This is a genomic window from Kordiimonas lacus (assembly GCF_001550055.1).
In the GTDB taxonomy this organism is placed as follows: Bacteria; Pseudomonadota; Alphaproteobacteria; order Sphingomonadales; family Kordiimonadaceae; genus Kordiimonas; species Kordiimonas lacus.
The window spans coordinates 272,364-288,121 of sequence record NZ_LRUA01000004.1 but is presented as its reverse complement, the minus strand read 5'-3'; the positions used below and the strand labels follow the sequence as shown (position 1 = coordinate 288,121).

Genomic DNA, 15,758 nt, shown 5'->3' with positions numbered 1-15,758 from the left:
TAATGGAAATTACAACGGCTAAAACCTTCACCGCCTCCCGCCCTTGGGGTAACAAGGAAGTGGCACGATTTGGCGACATAGGTGTTCGCATCCACTGGACAGACCAACCCTATATCTGGCACGAAAATGACGGCGACGAAGTCTTTGTCGTCCTCGATGGTGCCGTAACGATGCAAGTTCGCATGGATGGCACCGAAAAGAATATCGAAATGCTACCAGGAGACATCCTTTCCATCAAAGAAGGCGAAGAGCATCGCGCAATCCCCACGCCCGAAGCCCGCATTCTCGTCATTGAAAAAATGGACAGCGTGTGATGACGGCCCGCGTCTTACTCTCACCATGCTGGACCGGCACACTCGAATGGGGATGGTACCCCTGGCTGTCTCGGGAGCTCACTCACAATGGCGTGCCTTTTGGTTTTGCCGATATGCCCAACCCCGATCTCCCGGATGTCGATACGTGGTCATCTGCACTCCTGGACCGCATTGATCACACCGCAATTCAAGAGACTATCTTGGTTGGGCATAGCCTGGGATGCATAAACATTCTAAACGCAATTGCTCAGCTCCCCCCCAATAAACCACATTTCAAAGCCGTGGTGTTCATTGCGCCTTTCACCCACCCCCTGGGTGTTACCGCAGTGGACACTTTTTTCACATTGTCAGTTGCTGCCAACCTGTCGAAACTGCCAGCAAGATACACGTGGGTTATAGCCTCCGATAACGACCCATACATTCCTGATACTTGGGCCAATCTGGAGCGCCTCAACAAGGGATCAAAGGCAAACACTCTGGTACTGCACGGCAGGGCCCATTTCTCGGCTGCTTCCGGTTGCACCGAATTGCCCGAACTATCGACTCTTATCCAGTCGATCCTGGAGTGTGACGATGAATATATCTAAGAACACGGCGCTACTCTTGATCGATTGGCAGCAAGGGTTTGACAAAACCACCCATTGGGGAACCGAGCGAAACAATCCTCATGCTGAGGAGCGGGCCCAGATGCTCCTCTCTTTTTGGCGCGCAACAAAAAAGCCAATCTTCCACATTATTCATGACAGCCTGGAATCAGACAGCCCCTTGAAAGTGGGCAGACCGGGGGGGCCGTTTCAAAAGCGGCCTGGAACCCTTTGTCGGCGAGTGCGTCATCAAGAAAAACGTCAACAGCGGTTTTATCGGAACGCAATTGGAGAGATCCCTGAACAAACTTGGAATCAAGCAATTGGTCATTAGTGGTCTCACAAGCAATCACTGCGTCTCGACCACAACGAGAATGGCTGGCAATTTGGGATATGAAGTCCTTGTCGCTGAGGATGCCTGTGCGTGTTTTGACCGCGTATCCGCCTCGGGTACCCACTATCCTGCACAGCTCGTACATGACGTCAGCTTGGCCAACTTAGATCGCGAATTCTGCAGCGTACTTCCGAGCATAAAAATTATTGAAGCACCGTTTCATAGAACCGCTTCTATGGAATAGAATCATCCCTGCCAATAACAAGACAGGGATGATATGGAGGCTGCCAAGAAGGCCCTATACCGCTCCCGGCTATGCTTCTATAACCAGCTTGCCAATCATGCTGCCGCTTTCCAAAACTTCATGGGCTTTGGTAAAGGCCTCTGCTGAAAAGCCTTCTAGTTTCCTGGCCATGGTTCCCTGCATTTCCCCGTCATCAACCAGGCAGGCAATTTCACTCAAGATTTCTTTTTGGCGTGCCATATCAGCTGTTTGGTAGGTGGAGCGCGTAAACATGAACTCCCAGGCGATAGCGGCACTCTTATGCATGAATAGCTGGATATCGTGCTTTACTTTAGCGCTGGCCAGGAAGCACACAGCCCCTTGCGGTTTCACAAGGTTGGCCGCTATGTCGAAATAGGCGTCCGTGTCGTGACAGCATAAGATATAGTCGAACTGATCAGGCGGAAGAGAACCGACGTCACTATAGGATACGACAGAAGTTGCACCCAAAGCTTTGCACCAGGCCTGGCTCTCTGGCCGGGAAGCTGTCGCAGATACTTCCAGCCCAAGACGCTTCGCCAACTGGATCGCAATTGAGCCAACCCCGCCAGCACCATTAATGATCAGGAATTTCTTGCCCTTGTTATCATCAGTGCGCTCACTTACTCTCAATCGGTCATAGAGCGCTTCCCATGCAGTAAGGCTTGTCAACGGCATCGCTGCAGCTTCTGCAAAGTCCATTGCTTCAGGCTTCAGGGACACAATCCTGGCATCAACTACATGAAACTCCGCATTGCACCCAGGCCGACGAATGTCACCTGCGTACCAGACCTTATCACCCACCTGAAAATCGGTGACACTGGCACCTACCTTTTCAACGACACCGGAACAATCCCAACCAATAACAGAGAATACGCCATCATCGGCCTTGCCGCCCCTCACCTTCACATCCACCGGATTTACCGAAACGGCTTTCACCTTGACCAGCAAGTCATGGTCGCCAGGCTCTGGCACCGGCTGTTCTTGCTCAAGGAAACACTGAGGATCTGTGACAGGCAATCCTCGATCAAACCCAAATACACGCATACCAGCGCTCCTAAAATTAATGCAGCCCTTGACATATGCCCTTAGGAACAAAATTTAAAGTATGCACATTTTTGGTTTATACTATCACTTTGTATACTAAGGAGGCATTGGTGCGAGCAAAAATTGGGCAGAGAAATGACCATACCTTCTGCGGCGTCGAAGCCACCCTTGAAGTGATTGGAGGCAAATGGAAGGGTGTCATTCTGTATCACCTCGTCCCTGAAACCCTCCGATTTGGAGAACTCGGGAAGCTCATGCCAAAGATCACTCAACGCATGCTAACCCGCCAACTGAGAGAGCTGGAAGGGGACGGTTTGGTCCACCGAAAGGTATACCCTGTTGTGCCGCCACGGGTGGAATATAGCCTGACAGAAAGAGGCCGAACCCTGGCCCCGCTCATTATGCAGCTTAAAAACTGGGGTGACGCCTACCTGAGCAAAGAACAGCCTGGCACAGGGTTCGACACAGAAACCCCCGGGGATTAGGTTAGGCGCACTAGCCCTGCCCCTTCGCAACAGCACGAACCCATTGAATGACCAGCGCCAGCATCTGTTCATCAGAATTACACGCCTGATTTAAAGATGCCCATGTCGGAAACGCAAGCAGGTGAGCAACCGTCGCCTGAAGCTCGGGCGTGACATGTTCTGCTACAGCCAAAATGTCCTTGCTAACGTCTGCCAAGAATCCTTCGAACCCCTCCAGAGCATTTGCAAGTGGCGGTACGTCATCCTTGTCTCTGTATGTCTGATGCCACATTGGCGCCGTACGCCCGTAATAGGCATACAGCGAAGAAAGCGCAGCCTCGCAGCGACTGATCAGGTCGTCATAGCCCATCCATTCCTCAGCGCTGGGCCTGGGGTTCTGGTCGGTCCACCGAGAAGTGCACGCCTTCAGCTGAGCCTCTTCATCTGGGAAGTACTTGTAAACGGTCAGACGCTGGACACCTGCCTCTTCAGCAATTGCTGTCACAGTTGTGGCCTTCGGGCCCACGCGTTCATGAAGGGCAATGATTGCATCCACAATTCGCCCTTTGGTCTCCTCCTGAGCCTGAGCCCGACGGGTCATCTGATATTTTCGCTTGGACATTAAATGAACACCACTGTTTAATAAATTATTGACTCGACTAATCTGGGCAGTATATCACATTAAATGATCAAATGTGTTCATTTAAATAAACAGGCGAGTTTGTGATGAGTACCCACAATCAACCTAGCACCCCCCTTACCGAACCGACGATGGCGCCCCCTTTTCATGTGGCAGCCGACATCATCTGTTTACCGTCTTGGTTACCTGTACCTGGCGCAGGCATGCTACCTGTTAATTCCTTTCTTCTCCTGGGAAAAGAGCCGATATTGGTGGACACTGGCCTTTCCGCGCTCAAAGACCAATTCCTGAAGGTCCTGGATAGCATTCTTCCGCCGGAGCAACTCCGCTGGATATGGATCTCTCACACAGATGCTGATCACATTGGAAACCTCACCTCTGTCTTGGCACGGGCCCCAAAAGCCGAGGTAGTCACAAATTTCCTTGGCATGGGAAAAATGAATATGCTCGGCTGTGCTCCCGAACACTTTCATATGCTGGAGATCGGACAATCCCTTGAAACTCAGGACCGAGCCCTAACCGCCGTTCGCCCTCTCTATTACGATGCGCCAGAAACCATGGGTTTCTCCGACGCCAAGAACAAAACCTTGTTCGCCGCAGATGCCTTTGGCGCACTGCTGTCACAACAATATATGCAAGCGGAAGACATCCCTGCAGTTGACCTGCGAACTGGCCTCATGCAGTGGGCACAAATAGACGCGCCCTGGTTAAGTATGTTGGATGATGACAAATTTTCTCGGGCCGTTGAAAACGTCAAATCGGAAGCCCATCAGATTGTATTGTCCGGCCACCTCCCCCCACAACAGTCAGGGCTTGGAGACCTCCCAGCTCTTGTAATGGAGGCGCAAGAGCACCCACACAACTAACCCTAACAATAAGCCTCCGAAAAGTCGGCACGCCCAGCCCCTAACAGGCGTGCCGACATCCCTCGCAGACAATTGAGACCGCCCCCCAACAAACTCGCCCCATTGGGACCGCAAGGTTACGGCCACAGCCATGATTTTTGTGCAAAGCGAAGATGGCATCAGCCACAACCCGAGGGAACATACGCCCACGCCAGACCTTCTGAATGGCGCAACAGACAATAGCGGAAGGAGCAGGGTGGGCCCTTGCCAGCGCATTCCAACGATATTTGCCTGAGGACGGGCCCGCCCCTTTCGACCGCAGCTGCTGGACATCCGCACCCAACCCTAAAATCCGATTTCAATTGAAACAGTCAGCAGGATCATCGCGACAAGTGAGAAGATGATCCAAAGCGGGAAGATGAATTTGGCCCAGCGCCCCCAGCCCACCTGCGCGGTGGCCAGATAAGCCAGCAGCGTGCCGGATGTGGGCGTGATCATATTGGTCAGGCCATTGCCGAACAGGAAGGCCATGACGGTGGTTTGCGGCGGCACGCCCGAAAGCTGGCCAATCGGCCCCAAGATCGGCATGCTGACCGCCGCCTGGCCCGAGGTGGACGGGATCAGGAAATCCAGCAGAAGCTGCGAGACGAACATGCCCTGCGCGGCCACGATGGCGCCGCCATCGCCGATCATGCCGGTCAGGCCGTGCACGACCGTATCCAGCACCTGCCCTTCCGACAGCACGATCGACACGGCTGTCGCCACGCCGATCAGGAAGCTGGCCATCAGCACCTTTTTCATGCCGTAGACGAACGCATCGGCCGCTTCGCTGGCGCCAAGGCCACTGGCCGCCGCCAGCGCAACGCTAAGCCCGATATAGTAGGCCGACAGGCCATCATGGTGCCAATGCCAGCGGTTGGACGCATAGACCAGAAGCGCCACCCCCAGCACCAAAAGAACCAGGCTGGCAGTTTGGCGCGGGTTCAGGCGTTCCTTTGTGAATTCAATGGTCTGTGACTGACCATAGGCTGCGTCGCGGCGCACCACCCACAGCATGAAGGCAATGCCCACAGCCAGGAACACCAGATAGAAAGCGAAACGCACACCGGCGCCACTGAAAATCTGCAGCCCGACAAGCGGCTGCGCGATGGTGAGCGGGATCGGGTTGGTAACAGACGTGAGATAGCCCACTTTCACAGATACCGTCACAATCGCGAGGCCAATGATACGGGACATGCCCAGCCGCTCCGCCATCGCCGCCATCACCGGGATGATCAGCAGATATTCGGACGCCAGCCCAAGGAAGGTACTGCCCGCGGAAAAGACAACCATCAGCCCCGGCACCAAGATCAGCATATTGCCCTTAAAGAGGCTCAGCAGCCGTTCAAGCCCGGCGTCAATCGCGCCCGTTCGGGTCAAAATCCCGAACATGCCGCCAATGATTAGCACCATGAAGATCAGGCCCGATGCCCGGTCCAGCCCCTTGGGGATCGCCATGGCGGTTCCAATCAGGCCAACGGGCTTGGCGATGTCCTGGCTTTCTCTTGGCACCGCGAACAGGCTGGCGGGCGACCGGTCTTTGTCCAGCACCTGATAGCTGCCCGGCACAACCAGCTTGCCGTCGCGCGCATAGCGGCCGGAATCGACCGCATAGGTCAGCACCATGGCCAGCAGCAGAATGCCCAGCAAAATCACAATAGGATTGGTGGTTTTCTTGCGCGCCTCGGCCTTGATGTCCGCCGTGCTGTCAGCAGTGGCCTCTTCCTTACGGGTGTTGATTTCAAGGCTCATTCGGCGGTCACTTCCCTTGGCTTATGGGTAACAGAATATGGGATGGGCGGGTTTCGTCCATAAAAATCCGGTTCCGGGCACGCATGGTGGTGGTCCAGTTCCCTTCCGGCTCACCCGTATTGGAGTTCAGGTCGAAATGCGGAAAATTGCTGCTGGCAATATCCACCCGGATACGGTGGCCTTTGCGGAACAGGTTGGCGGTGGCGAACAGTTCAATCGTCAGCTCATACACCCGGCCAGCCTCCATCAGTTCCGGATGCTCCCAATCGTCGCGGTAGCGCGCGCGCAGGATGCCGTCGGTGATATTCATGGCGAAACCGGCTGGATAGTCCTTGCCGGGGGGATATACATCCACCAGCTTGACCGTGAAATCCGTGTCCGGGCAATCAGACGCCACCCACAGCCGCGCCTCAATCGGCCCGGCGACGCGGGTATCGGCCTCCAGCGGGGCTGTCTCGAACGACAGCACATCAGGCCGGTCCTTCAGGTCCCGCCCAGGCGACGTGCAGCCGAAGAAGCTGTCCTGTTCGCGCTGATCAAAGGCCCCGCCAGCCATCAGCGGCTCGCCGGATGTCACGGCGCCGCCGATGGTTGGCGTGGGCTGCCGGGGGTCGTAGATATAGTCTGCAAAAGCTTCGCGCCCATGCGGCGCCTGCGGGCGCAGGCTGCCGCCTTTCGTCAGGAAGAAGGCCGTGGGCGCGCCCTGGCCTACCGGCCAATCGGGGAAGCTCAACCACCGGCCGCCGTGGCTCAGGCGCCCGCTTTCATCTGCGTCGCCACCTCCGCCTCCCATGACAAACAGGCTGACCGGCTTCTGTTCATCGAACATCGCGTCAGACTTGCCCTTCAGATAGCGGTCAAACCAGTGCAGGCGATAGTCAAGATAATCCATGCCGAAATGGTGTTCAAAAACAGCGTCGTCGCCAAAGTCCACGTCACCGGCATATGAAAAGGACCGCTGCCCGTGGGTCCAGGGCCCCATGGTCAGGAACACGGGGCTTTTGCGCCCCTCCCGAAGGCCCTGATAATTGGTGATTGAGGTGGCCACATAGGGGTCATACCAGCTGCCCATTACCATCACCGGGATGTCCGGCATATCACCGTACCGCCCGAGGGCCGACAGGCCGCGGCGCTGCCAGAAAGGCCCGTATGTGCCGTTCTGCCACTGTTCGAACAGGTAGGCCTCATATTCCGGCGCGGCGCTCAGGGGTGAATGCCCGGGCGTCCAGGGCATGTCGTGGAACCAGTCTGTCAGCCTGACGGCTTCAAGCGCGGCTTTGCGCGCCGGGTCAGCGGCTGTTTTGGGGCTGAGAAGCGCATGCTTGTAGGCCCAGGTGACCTGCTTCAGCTCAAACGCGCCGCCGCGGCGGATGCCGCCATGATAGGCGCTGGCGAAACCACCTGAGTCCATGAACATGGCGGAAAGCCCGGGCGGGTTCAGGCAGGCGGCGGAAATTTGTGTGTGTGCGCCATAGGACACGCCAAAAGTACCAATCTTACCGTCGCACCAGGGCTGGTCCACAATCCAAGCCATGGTGTCAAAGCCGTCCTCGGCTTCATTCAAATATTTGGAAAAGGTGCCTTCAGACCCATAGCGGCCCCGGCAATCCTGCATCACAACCACATAACCGTGGCGGGCAAAATAGCGGGCGATTTCCGTCCTGGGGCGTGGTGCGGGGTGGGCGACAGACCGCTCTGACCTGTTCAACCCCTGCTTGCCATATGGCGTGCGCTCCATCAGGACCGGCCATCTGCCGGACTTGCAGTCACCAAACGCACTGGGGAGATACACGTCTGTCGCCAGGCGGACGCCGTCACGCATGGTGATCATGACATCCTGCATGACTGTAAGCTCCTGCGGCGGTGTATCCTTGCCGATGCGAACCAAGATGGAACTCCCCAACTACGCGTTTTGATCTGTGAAGCGGATGCTCCACCCGGGTTCGAATACAGCCGGAACCCGGGTGGAAGCGTTTGGCCCATGGAGCCAACATTGTATGGAGCCGGGCACCCCGAACAGGTGCCCGGTCCGGTGCTTAGAATTTGGCCCGGAAGCCCACCGAGAAGCGTCGACCCAGCACGTCATAAGTGCCTGCATCCGTGTTGTGGTTGCCGCGTGAGGCGTCCCCAATCAGCGGCGGCTTGTTGTTGAAGACATTGTCGATGGTGGTGTAAAGCGACAGGTCATCCGTGAACTGGTAGCTCACCGTGGCATCGAAATAATGCTGGTCACCGATATAGGGACGGAAGAGGTTTGCGGGCTCTTCGTTCCCAAGGGCCACGCGTTCGTCCGTTACCTTGCCGATATAGCGGTAGCGCACGGAGGCGGTCAGCGCGTCGCGGCGGTAGGTTACCCGGCCGGTCATGCGCCATTTCGGGTTGGCCCGGCCACAGATTGTACGCACGCCCACGGCACCCGCGCATTCGTTGGCCTCAAGGATCGGGCTGCCCTGGGTGATCGAGTCAAACAGCCGCGTGCCCGCAAGCTTGATGTCGAAATCGCCGCCCATGGCTTCGAACCCGTAGGCTGCGTTAAAGTCCACACCCTTGGTCTCAAGCGCCGCGATATTCTGGTTGAACAGCGACACTTTCGACAGCTGACCATCGCTTTCACGGGCCGTCAGCACGGCACAGAAAGGATCGTTCAGATCAAGCGCAACCGCGCAAGCATCGATCGTGGATTGCAGACCACCGCCAAACGTCGCGATGGCATCCTGGATTTTGATGCTGTAGAGGTCGGCTGACAACAGAAGCCCCGGCACAGCCCCTGGCGTATAGACAGCGCCGATCGACCATGTGTCGGAGGTTTCCTCGTGCAGGTCCGGGTTGCCGCCGAACAGGGCTTCAATCTGGATATTGTCCTGCGTGTAGGTGTCGATATTGGCCTCAGGAACGCCCAGCTGGACACAGAAGTCTGCCTCAGCCGCTGTCCGCGTTGGGTTCCGGACGATGTCACAGAAATCAGTCGCGCCAGGAAAGCCGTTGGATTGACCCAGGAACAGTTCGTTGATGTTCGGGGCCCGCACAGCACGCTGGTAAAGGCCACGGAACTTGATGTCAGGGACCGGGCGCCATTCGCCGCCGATCTTGTAGCTCGTGACACCGCCCGCAGTTGAATAGTCAGAGAAACGGATGCCCGCTTCAAGGCCCAGATATTCTGCGCCTGTTACGCCTTCCAGGATCGGGATAACGCTTTCGAGATAAATCTCTTTCACGCTGTAGCTGCCTTCAGTATCGAGACCGCCAGAGAAGCCATCTATATCGCCAGCCTGCAGCACAGGGTCATTGAAGTTTTCGGCACTTTCCTTGCGGTATTCCACACCTACAGCAACGCCAAGCGGGCCTGCTGGCAGGTCCATCACATCACCTGCGATGTTGGCACCCACCTGCTGCTGCTGAACGTTTGTCTGGTTCGATGCGGTAACCGTAAGGAAATCAACCATCTCCTGGGTCATCACGCCCGCACCAAACGGGTTCAGCACCACACAGCCGTTGGATGTGTCGGCACACTGGGATGGGTCGCTGTCACTCACCAGCAAGCCCTGTTGATAGCGGGAGATGGAGATATTGCCTTGCTGGCGCTGGCTTTCTTCTGACCGCCCGAAGTTGTAGAACACTTCCCAGCGCATGCCGTCAAAAACGTCACCATTCAGGCCTGCCACCACACGCCACATATCGCGGGTGTTATCCTCGATCCGTGGGCCGGCCTCTTCCATCCGGCGGCGGATACCACTTTGAACAATGCCATCAGCGTCCGTGTCCATCTGGGCGAATACGTCCCGCACGGCCGTTGGCATATAGGGGTTCGCCAGCGAGAAATCGAAGCCGGATTCAGAGAAAGGTGTCGGCGCCAGCTGGCGGTTGATTTTCGAATGGGTGTACGTGAGTTCGGTAAAGAACTCGACGCCTTCGGTGACCTCATAGTTTGCCGTGCCGGAGATGTTCCAGCGCTCAAGCGGCAACTGCAGTGCGTTTGTCGGTGCGAAATTGTAGCGGTCTTCCGGATCCTGGAACGTGCGGGCCTGGCCGCTGTCGGTAATGATCACACCGCCAGAAGTGATGGGCGTGCCGAAGCTGTCAAGGATACCAAGGTTATCGAGCGTGTTCGAGTTGAACCGGCCCTGTGGGATGGTGGTTGACCCACCCGGCACAAAGACCGGATTGCCGTTATCGTCTGTATCTTCCGCAAATTGAACGGCAGAGAAATCACGCTCTGACGCGTTGGTTTGCACACGCTTGAAATAGTTACTGCTGAGGGTCACGTTGCCGCGCCCGTCACCCAAATTGCTGCCAAGCGTGAAATCGACATTATAGCGTTCGCTGTCGCCTTCCTGGGTCAAGCCATACTGGCCGCCAACCTGCATGCCTTCGAAATCATCTTTCATGATGAAGTTAACAACACCCGCCATGGCGTCGGAGCCATACACGGCAGACGCACCGCCGGTGACCACTTCCACGCGTTCGATCAGCGCAGGTGGGATGTTGTTCAGGTCCACAACACCTGTGGTGCCGTTACCCACCATGCGGCGGCCGTTCACCAGCACCAGCGTGCGGGCTGTGCCCAGGTTCCGCAGGTCAACGGTAGCGGAGCCGGAGCCCGGGTTGTTGGTGGACGGGCCGTTACTGCCGACTGTCTGCGGCAGGGCATCCAGGATGCGGTCCACTTCCACCGTCGCGGCAAGCGCGATTTCCTCGCCAGACACCACATTCACGGGGCTGTTGGCAACAATGTCCTTACGCGGAATGCGGGAGCCGGTAACCACCACCTCTTCGAACGTTTCCATCGTATCCTGTTCCTGAGCCACTGCCGGCATCGCCAACGCGCCGGACCCAAGAAACGTGCCTAGCATTAGCATGCTGATGCGCGACTGTTTCATTTCTGTATTCTCCATCTTTATGGTCCTCCCAGAACCGTTACACACGGGGTTTTCCCCTTTGTTCAAAAGATCCCGGAAAGCCTATGTGTGGAGGCAAGGCACATTCAATATTATGAGATTTTGGCGCTATCCCATTCCGCTTTTGCATAACCAAACTTGCGGCATAAACGTCGGGCTGAAGGCCTGGCAAAAAAGAAGGCGCCGCTGGGGGACGCCTTTAAGGGGAAAGTGCTTGGAGCTGTGCCTCCTTGAAGAGGGCTGTTGTTCCTTCTTGGGAGGAAGGGTCAGGGGGTAACGGGTTGGGCGGGCGCGAGGGAGATCGGAAGTCAGGCTACGTCAGACAACCTCGCTTGCATGGCACTCAACAATATTTTCAATCACAAAGCCTTGCGCTGTTGGGAACAGGGTCCGGATACGGGCGGCGAGTTCAATTTCATCCATCACAATCATCACCACATGCTGGGTATCTGCCCAGCGGCTGCTGAAAATGGGATGGTCTTCATTGTTCTTCATGCATGCCCTGACCTCGCCGTTGAAGACACTGACATCAAAGGCCCGCAGCGGGGTGCCGGAGCGGTAGCGCTCAGCGGCCGAGAGCTTCTTCAGCACGCCCGTCGGGGAGAGGATTTCTTCAAGGTCCCCGTTCGCGTATAAGTCTGCAGGCTGCATATTCATTGGTCCATATCCCGTTCTGGTCATCACTTGGGACAAACCTGAGGCCAATAGCGGAAATGCTCAATAGTATGAAAAATTATCGCCCGGCCATTCCACTTGCGAATAACGGAGGCCCAAATCAGCGACTTTTGAAATAGGCCTTGCAGTGGCTGAAGAAGGCCGTCGCGGCGCGCGACATGGGGATTTGTGACGAGGTCACGAACGCGTAGCTGTGTTCGATGGTGGGCCGGAACGGCACAAGGCTGACCCCCAGGCCCTTATAGGTTCTGCCCATCAACTCATTGACAAAGGCCACCCCCACCCCCTGGGCAGCAAGCGCACAAGACGCGCCGATGGCGTGGGTTTCGGCCTTCACATTCATCCAGATGCGGGCTTGGCGGAAAGCGTCTTCTATCTGGCGCTGGAAGGCCTTGCCCTTGCCCAGCAGGATCAGCGGCTGGTCCTTCAGGTCGTGCGGGGTGACAAATTCGCGTTTCTCAAGCGGGTGACCCTTCTTGAACACGCATACGGTGCCCGCAGACACAATATGTTCCACTGACAGATGCGGGTGCGAAACCGGCAATTTCAGGAAGCCGCAGTCCACCGCGCGGCACACAGCGCGCTCCACAATGGTTTCATGGTTCCGGGAGTCCACCGTGAATTTGATATCCGGGTAGGCCTTCAGGAAACTGGCGATTGCGCCTGCCAGCACGCCCTCAACAAAGCTGGGCGGTCCCACAACCCGCAGCTGGCCTTTGGCCAGGTTGCGGAGGTCATCAGCCAGAAGTTCAATCCGGTCGAAGCTCGACAGCGCCAGGTCCACTTCCTGGCACAGCTCCACGGCTTCCGGTAGCGGCGTCAGGCGGCCCTTGTCGCGGTGGAACAGCTCCAGGCCCAACTGGTCTTCAAGCTGCGCCAGCTGGCGGCTGACAGCAGATTGGGTCAAGCCAAGGTTATGCGCCGCATCGGTCACAGACCCGGTGCGCATGATTTCGCGGAAGCTTTCCAGATGCTTTGACTTGGGCCTCACCAGATGTGTCCTGCATAGATTATGGCTTGCACCAAAATATGCGCTATCCGTACCTTATGCAAAAACATTCCGTAATAGCTATAGGTCATTCCCAAACCGCATAATGGTCTTTCACGAGAAGCGCCCCAGAAATGGCGAAGGCTCTACCCCAAAAAATCAATCCTGTTGAAATTGGGAGTGATAATCCGCGCAGGCAGAACGAATTCAAAGTCGCAAAACGGTGTCTCTTCGAAGGCTTTAAGATACTTCAAGCTGGGGTCCCTGTTGCCGGTGAGCCTCCGAAACCTGTGCGCGAAACGCTGAAACTGGTCGGAGCGCCATCCCAGGCTCTCACCCGTTAAATACGGATGGCATCAGTCAACTCTCGGGGGTCGGTTTTTTTGGGTTGATACATGCGAAACTTGCCCATCCTCAGTGGGCAGCCCACAGAATCATGCTTTTGACCAAGCTGCGACGCGGATCAAAATTGATGGACCTGCTTGAAAAGTCTGTCGCACATTGGATAAATCACCGCTAGGTTGGCATTTGCATCACACGCCCCAGAGGCACCGAAGGAACACAACAGGCTTTATGGACCGGAAAACCCTGACAGCATGGCATGAATGCCTGGGAAAAATCCTGCGCGAAAGCGATGACAAGGCGGCGGTCACATCGCTGGTCGTGCACCTGAAGGCACTGTTCCGGGCCAACAGTGTGATCCTGATGGTCTACCGCGCGGGCAGCAGCCCGGCGTTCCTGCATAACGACACCGGTCACAGCTGGCGCAAGAATAATTTCGACGACTATATCGCCGCCTTCTATATCCTTGATCCCTTCTATCAGGCTGCGCTCAACCTGTCAGAAGACGGCCTGTTGGGCCTTGAAGAGATCACCCCGCCGGACTTTCATAAAAGCGAGTATTTCGAAGCCTGGTATCAGCAATCCGGCCTCAATGACGAAGTCAACTTCATGGCTCGGCTGGCTGACGGCAGCGTGGTTGCCCTGTCGCTGGCGCGGACCATTGATGCCCCGCGCTTTTCTGCACGCGACCTTGAAGACATGCGGATGATTGCGCCTGTTGTGTGCGGGCTTCTGGCCACGCGCTGCAGCGGCGCACACAAGGAAACGGAAAAGGGGCGGCGCCTGCATGTGGAGCTGCAGTCTGCCCTGGGGGCCTTTGGCCGGGATATCCTGACACCGCGTGAGTTCGAGATCATGCAGATGCTGATGCACGGCCACCCGGCACGGTCGGTCGCGGATCGGCTTTCCATCTCCATGGAAACGGTGAAGGTCCACCGCAAGAAGATCTATGCCAAGCTGGACATCGGCACCCATGCAGAGCTGTTTTCCCTGTTTCTCGCTGCCTTGGAAAATACAGACACCACGCTGGGCGACGACCCGCTGAAGGCCTATTTGGGCGCCTGAGCCTGAGATCATCCCCCTAAGGGGGTATTTCCCAAAATCATGGCCTGAGCCACACTCACCAGAATTCCATGGGAGTATCTGGTGACTATGTTGACGATTGAGAATAAATCCCTGCTGCCTGCCAGCGGGAAAAACAGTTTTAGCGTGACGAACCCTGCTACTGGCGAGACCATCGCTGCCGTGACCGACATGACGGAAACCGACGTTCTGGCCGCCGTTGACCGCGCAGAAGCGGCTCTGCCCGCCTGGCGCGACGCGCTGGCGAAAGAACGTGCAGCCACGCTGATGCGCTGGCATGACCTGATCATGGCCAACCAGGAAGACCTGGCCCGCATCATCACCGCTGAATGCGGCAAGCCGCTTGCGGAAGCACGCGGCGAAGTGGCGTATGGCGCCAGCTTCATCCAGTGGTTCGCGGAAGAAGCCAAGCGCGTTTATGGCGATACGGTGCCATCCACCCTGCCCGGCAAGCGCATCATGGTAATCAAGCAGGCGATCGGTGTCGTCAGCGCCATCACGCCCTGGAACTTCCCGGTCGCGATGATCACCCGCAAGGTCGCGCCAGCGCTGGCCGCTGGCTGTACCGCGATTGTGCGCCCGGCCGAAGCCACCCCGCTGTCCGCCATCGCCCTTGAGGTTCTGGCGCTTGAGGCTGGCGTGCCCAAGGATGTGCTGCAGGTTGTGACGTCGGAAAAGCCGCAGAAGGTTGGCGAAATCCTGACCACGCACCCGGCCATCCGCAAGTTTTCCTTCACCGGCTCCACCGCCGTGGGCAAGCAGCTGCTGGTGCAGTGTGCAGGCACGGTCAAGAAAGCCTCGATGGAACTGGGCGGCAACGCGCCTTTCATCGTGTTTGATGACGCGGATATCGATGCCGCAGTCGCCGGTGCCATGGTCAGCAAATACCGTAACGCCGGCCAGACCTGTGTGTGCGCCAACCGCTTCTATGTGCAGGACGGCGTTTATGATGCCTTTGTCGAGAAGTTCGCGGCTGCAGTTGAAAAGCTGAAGGTCGGCAACGGTTCCGATGATGGCGTGACTTGCGGCCCCCTGATTAACCAGGCGGCTGTCACCAAGGTAACCAACCTTGTGGAGACAGCTGTCGCAAACGGCGCCAAGGCGGTGATCGGCGGCGCACGCCACGACGCCGGCGAAAACTTCTATGCCCCAACGGTCCTCAGGGACGTGCGCCACGACATGGCGATCACCCAGGCTGAAATCTTCGGCCCCGTCGCGCCTGTTTACCGCTTCACGGACGAAGCCGAAGTGATTGCGCAGGCCAACGACACGCCATACGGCTTGGCCGCCTATTTCTATGCCCGTGATCTTGGTCGCGTGTTCCGCGTCATGGAAGGGCTTGAGTACGGCATGGTCGGTGTCAATGAGGGCATCATCTCAACCGAAGTGGCGCCCTTTGGCGGCGTCAAGGAAAGCGGGCTGGGGCGCGAAGGGTCGCGCTACGGCATCGATGACTATCTTGAAATCAAATACTGTCTGTTAGGAGGGCTTTAA

15 protein-coding genes are annotated in these 15,758 nt (G+C 56.9%); 8 read left to right on the top strand and 7 right to left on the bottom strand.

Annotation, left to right across the window (positions count from 1 at the left end):
• Nucleotides 1-2: 2 nt before the first annotated feature.
• The 4 genes from KORLAC_RS07930 to KORLAC_RS19260 are packed head-to-tail and all read left to right on the top strand — an operon-like array spanning nucleotide 3 to nucleotide 1,476.
• The gene (locus KORLAC_RS07930) at nucleotides 3-314 is read left to right on the top strand and encodes a cupin domain-containing protein (RefSeq protein ID WP_068305211.1); all 312 of its coding nucleotides are present in this window, start codon (nucleotides 3-5) and stop codon (nucleotides 312-314) included.
• Nucleotides 314-901: an RBBP9/YdeN family alpha/beta hydrolase gene (locus KORLAC_RS07925; RefSeq protein ID WP_068305209.1), complete on the top strand. Its 588-nt coding sequence runs from the start codon at nucleotides 314-316 to the stop codon at nucleotides 899-901. Before KORLAC_RS07930 ends, KORLAC_RS07925 begins: the two co-directional genes overlap by 1 nt.
• On the top strand, nucleotides 888-1,232 hold the full coding sequence (locus KORLAC_RS18985) for a cysteine hydrolase family protein (protein WP_206594882.1): 345 nt from the start codon (nucleotides 888-890) through the stop codon (nucleotides 1,230-1,232). Before KORLAC_RS07925 ends, KORLAC_RS18985 begins: the two co-directional genes overlap by 14 nt.
• A complete protein-coding gene (locus tag KORLAC_RS19260) occupies nucleotides 1,120-1,476 on the top strand; it encodes an isochorismatase family protein (RefSeq protein ID WP_206594892.1) in 357 nt (118 codons plus the stop codon). The genes KORLAC_RS18985 and KORLAC_RS19260 overlap by 113 nt, the downstream gene beginning before the upstream one ends.
• A gap of 69 nt (nucleotides 1,477-1,545) precedes the next feature.
• Here KORLAC_RS19260 and KORLAC_RS07920 read toward each other — a convergent pair whose 3' ends face one another.
• Nucleotides 1,546-2,541, bottom strand: a complete 996-nt coding sequence (locus KORLAC_RS07920; RefSeq protein ID WP_068305207.1) for a zinc-binding alcohol dehydrogenase family protein — start codon at nucleotides 2,539-2,541, stop codon at nucleotides 1,546-1,548.
• 110 nt (nucleotides 2,542-2,651) lie between these two features.
• Here KORLAC_RS07920 and KORLAC_RS07915 point away from each other — a divergent pair, with 110 nt between their 5' ends.
• Nucleotides 2,652-3,026, top strand: coding sequence for a winged helix-turn-helix transcriptional regulator (locus KORLAC_RS07915; RefSeq protein ID WP_068305205.1), 375 nt, complete (start codon nucleotides 2,652-2,654; stop codon nucleotides 3,024-3,026).
• A 10-nt stretch (nucleotides 3,027-3,036) separates the two neighbouring features.
• On the opposite strand, the gene KORLAC_RS07910 is transcribed toward KORLAC_RS07915, so the two are convergent.
• Entirely contained in the window at nucleotides 3,037-3,561 is a 525-nt protein-coding gene (locus KORLAC_RS07910; protein ID WP_160328616.1) for a TetR/AcrR family transcriptional regulator, read from the bottom strand.
• Between the two features lie 170 nt (nucleotides 3,562-3,731).
• Between KORLAC_RS07910 and KORLAC_RS07905 the strand changes: the two genes are divergently transcribed.
• Complete coding sequence (locus KORLAC_RS07905; RefSeq protein WP_068305200.1) at nucleotides 3,732-4,511, top strand: oxygen-binding di-iron domain-containing protein; 780 nt, start codon at nucleotides 3,732-3,734, stop codon at nucleotides 4,509-4,511.
• 324 nt (nucleotides 4,512-4,835) lie between these two features.
• Here the strand turns inward: KORLAC_RS07905 and KORLAC_RS07900 are convergent, their stop codons facing one another.
• From KORLAC_RS07900 to KORLAC_RS07880, 5 genes are all read right to left on the bottom strand, one after another.
• Complete coding sequence (locus KORLAC_RS07900) at nucleotides 4,836-6,281, bottom strand: YfcC family protein (RefSeq protein WP_068305198.1); 1,446 nt, start codon at nucleotides 6,279-6,281, stop codon at nucleotides 4,836-4,838.
• Nucleotides 6,282-6,288: 7 nt separating this feature from the next.
• Nucleotides 6,289-8,169 carry a CocE/NonD family hydrolase gene (locus KORLAC_RS07895; RefSeq protein WP_206594880.1) on the bottom strand — a complete coding sequence of 627 codons (1,881 nt, stop codon included), beginning with the start codon at nucleotides 8,167-8,169 and terminating at the stop codon, nucleotides 6,289-6,291.
• Between the two features lie 148 nt (nucleotides 8,170-8,317).
• Nucleotides 8,318-11,173, bottom strand: coding sequence for a TonB-dependent receptor plug domain-containing protein (locus KORLAC_RS07890; RefSeq protein ID WP_068305196.1), 2,856 nt, complete (start codon nucleotides 11,171-11,173; stop codon nucleotides 8,318-8,320).
• A 321-nt stretch (nucleotides 11,174-11,494) separates the two neighbouring features.
• Nucleotides 11,495-11,833 (bottom strand): hypothetical protein, encoded by a 339-nt coding sequence (locus tag KORLAC_RS07885; RefSeq protein ID WP_068305194.1) that lies wholly within the window; start codon nucleotides 11,831-11,833, stop codon nucleotides 11,495-11,497.
• 118 nt (nucleotides 11,834-11,951) lie between these two features.
• Nucleotides 11,952-12,842, bottom strand: coding sequence for a LysR family transcriptional regulator (locus KORLAC_RS07880; RefSeq protein WP_068305192.1), 891 nt, complete (start codon nucleotides 12,840-12,842; stop codon nucleotides 11,952-11,954).
• A gap of 570 nt (nucleotides 12,843-13,412) precedes the next feature.
• On the opposite strand from KORLAC_RS07880, the gene KORLAC_RS07870 reads away from it, so the two are divergent.
• Complete coding sequence (locus KORLAC_RS07870) at nucleotides 13,413-14,246, top strand: LuxR C-terminal-related transcriptional regulator (RefSeq protein ID WP_068305188.1); 834 nt, start codon at nucleotides 13,413-13,415, stop codon at nucleotides 14,244-14,246.
• Nucleotides 14,247-14,333: 87 nt separating this feature from the next.
• The gene (locus tag KORLAC_RS07865; RefSeq protein WP_068305186.1) at nucleotides 14,334-15,758 is read left to right on the top strand and encodes an NAD-dependent succinate-semialdehyde dehydrogenase; all 1,425 of its coding nucleotides are present in this window, start codon (nucleotides 14,334-14,336) and stop codon (nucleotides 15,756-15,758) included.

Excerpts from the sequence above, each read along its gene's own strand:
- KORLAC_RS07930 (WP_068305211.1), top strand. The coding sequence starts at position 3 with ATGGAAATTACAACGGCTAAAACCTTCACCGCCTCCCGCCCTTGGGGT.
- KORLAC_RS07925 (WP_068305209.1), top strand. The coding sequence starts at position 314 with ATGACGGCCCGCGTCTTACTCTCACCATGCTGGACCGGCACACTCGAA.
- KORLAC_RS18985 (WP_206594882.1), top strand. The coding sequence starts at position 888 with ATGAATATATCTAAGAACACGGCGCTACTCTTGATCGATTGGCAGCAA.
- KORLAC_RS07920 (WP_068305207.1), bottom strand. The coding sequence starts at position 2,541 with ATGCGTGTATTTGGGTTTGATCGAGGATTGCCTGTCACAGATCCTCAG.
- KORLAC_RS07905 (WP_068305200.1), top strand. The coding sequence starts at position 3,732 with ATGAGTACCCACAATCAACCTAGCACCCCCCTTACCGAACCGACGATG.
- KORLAC_RS07900 (WP_068305198.1), bottom strand. The coding sequence starts at position 6,281 with ATGAGCCTTGAAATCAACACCCGTAAGGAAGAGGCCACTGCTGACAGC.
- KORLAC_RS07890 (WP_068305196.1), bottom strand. The coding sequence starts at position 11,173 with ATGGAGAATACAGAAATGAAACAGTCGCGCATCAGCATGCTAATGCTA.
- KORLAC_RS07885 (WP_068305194.1), bottom strand. The coding sequence starts at position 11,833 with ATGAATATGCAGCCTGCAGACTTATACGCGAACGGGGACCTTGAAGAA.
- KORLAC_RS07870 (WP_068305188.1), top strand. The coding sequence starts at position 13,413 with ATGGACCGGAAAACCCTGACAGCATGGCATGAATGCCTGGGAAAAATC.
- KORLAC_RS07865 (WP_068305186.1), top strand. The coding sequence starts at position 14,334 with ATGTTGACGATTGAGAATAAATCCCTGCTGCCTGCCAGCGGGAAAAAC.